Source organism: Streptomyces adustus, from assembly GCF_009377175.1.
Lineage (GTDB): Bacteria > Actinomycetota > Actinomycetes > Streptomycetales > Streptomycetaceae > Streptomyces > Streptomyces adustus.
Genome location: NZ_VJZD01000502.1, coordinates 1 through 2,371, shown reverse-complemented (window position 1 = coordinate 2,371; position 2,371 = coordinate 1). Strand labels below are relative to the sequence as shown.

At 69.8% G+C, this 2,371-nt stretch carries 1 protein-coding gene; it reads left to right on the top strand.

Annotated features, from left to right (window positions below; genetic code table 11):
• Positions 1-2,371: hypothetical protein (locus FNH09_RS47440; RefSeq protein WP_162470115.1), on the top strand; the 2,371-nt coding region annotated here is incomplete at both ends.

The following is a 2,371-nucleotide window of genomic DNA, read 5'->3' as shown; positions in this document are numbered from 1 at the left end:
CCCCGGCCACCGCCTCCCCAACGGCGACCTACTCCACATCACGGTCCAAGTCGCCCCGCCCGGCAGCAAATCCCACCTGACCGTCGACCTCGTCGGCCCCGACAAGACCATGGACCACCGCACCTGGCACCAGGACGCCAACCCCATCGACTACGCCCACGAACTCGGCCACCAACTCGGTCTCCGCGACGAGTACCAGGACGACACCACCCCCCACCGCCCCGACATCACCGGCAGCCTCCTCGGCAACTACCACCAACCCTCCCCCGACGCCCTGCCTCAAGGCCACCTCCGCGAACGTCACTTGCAGCTCCTGGCCGCCCTCATCGGCGACGCCCCGCTACAGACGGTTGACGGAAGCTGGCGCCAGGCCCGCGACGCCACCGTCCCCACCCCCCGCTCCCACACATGGGTCGACCCCGTCTCCCAGCCTCTGGCCCCACCGCACACCGACGCGGTGTCCGCTCGCGTTCACACGAGTGACGACGACGTCCCAGCGGGACCGTTCACCGTGGAAACCCTCTGGTCGAACGCACCCGAGCTGCCCGACTTCGGGCTGATCAGCATGGGCGGCGGGGGCGCCTTCCCGCTGGCCTATCCGGCATCCAGCCCAGAGGACACGTGGAGCGACCCTGAGCAGGGCCACCGCGACTACAACGACATGTCGGAGCGCACGGAGCAGTACCTGGGCGAGATCGCGCAGCGCGCCGAGGAGACCCGGCTGTCAGCCACGGCGTCCACCGAGGAGAAGGCGGCCGCCGCCCGGTGGCTGAAGACGAACTCCGCGCTGACGGGGGACGGCTGGCGTCCCGAGTACCGCAGTGAGTTCCTTCGGATGCAGATGCGGCTCGGGGAGAGCGGACTGCTCGACGGCCTTCCGCGCGAACTCGTGGTCAACCCGAACTGGGAGAGAGATCGCCAGGTACCGGACCCCGTGGACACGCTGTGGGCCCTGGTCGACCCCGCCGACCCGGCCGGCCCGGTGGGCGGTTCGCTGCGGGGGCCCGACGGAGTGTCGCACCGGTTCCACCAGTGGCTCGACGAGGAGGGCGGTAGCAGTGTCGCCCTGGGCAACTGGGCGTACGACCAGGCCGGCGGGTCCGTCAACCAAGAGTCCCGACGCTTCAAAGTGCTGGTCAGCCACTTCCGACCGTCGACGGTCGAGAACGGCTATTTCCTGCTCGGTGGGCCCGACCCCGACCACTCATGGTCCCCTGACGGCAACGACAGTTACCCGGTCACCGTGTTCGCGCCCTGGATGGTGCGGAACGTCGCCGCCCAGCACGCCTTCACCTACGAGGTGCTGAACCGGGTGAGGATGCCGAACGTCGACGCACAGCGCGGGGTCGTCCAGCTGATCCGCCTGGAGAAGCGGGACCTGCTGGAGGAGCAGAACGGCGGCGGCCCGCTGTCCCTGGGGCAGTCGGTGGAGATGTCCCGGGGGCCCGCGGAGTCGTACAGCCTCCTCACCCCGTACAAGGACCCCACGGACGAGAGCAGCCACACGCTCGGCCCCTTCTGGGTGACGTCCCAAGAGGTGCCGCTGCACCATGTGTTCGGCACGTTCCTCCAGAGCCGACCCGACTCGGATCCGGACCGCTCGCTCTTCCTCGGCGAAGGGGAGAACGAGTTCCTGGCACTGGGCGAAGGCGCGCCCATCACCTACCACGGCACCGACACCCCACCCCGACTGCCCGCCACCACCCCCGGCGACGTCGCCGCCCAGGCGCCCAGGCCCGGACGACGGACCGCCCCGGCGACGGTCGCACAGTCACACCCGCAGAACCCCGCGGAAGCGGCGAGCGCGGAGGAGCCGGCCGCTGACCGCACTCGACTGCGCGCCGCAGAGGCAGCTCTAGAAGCAGCAGGCCTGCGCGCCGACGAACTCCAGCAGAGGATCGTCACGACCCTCGACCCTCAGCAGAAGTCAGCGCTACAGGAAGAACTGGATCAGCACGCCGACGTTGTCGCCGAGGCTCTCCGCGAGGTCGACCTCGCCCTCGCGGAGACACAGCCCACGGCCTCCGACAACGACACGACCACCGAGCCCAGACCGGTCAAGCCACCTCGGATGCAACGGGACCGCACGCCCCGCTTCACCGTCCCCTCCCGCTTCGACGTCCGTCGCCTCCAGCACGAAGGCGACACGATCACCGACCTCACCGTCACCGTCGCCTACCGCGGCGGCGACGACAGCGCCGTCCACGCCAAACTCGCCCAAGGCGTCGAGGACTACTACAACAACCCCGGCCACCGCCTCCCCAACGGCGACCTACTCCACATCACGGTCCAAGTCGCCCCGCCCGGCAGCAAATCCCACCTGACCGTCGACCTCGTCGGCCCCGACAAGACCATGGACCACCGCACCTGG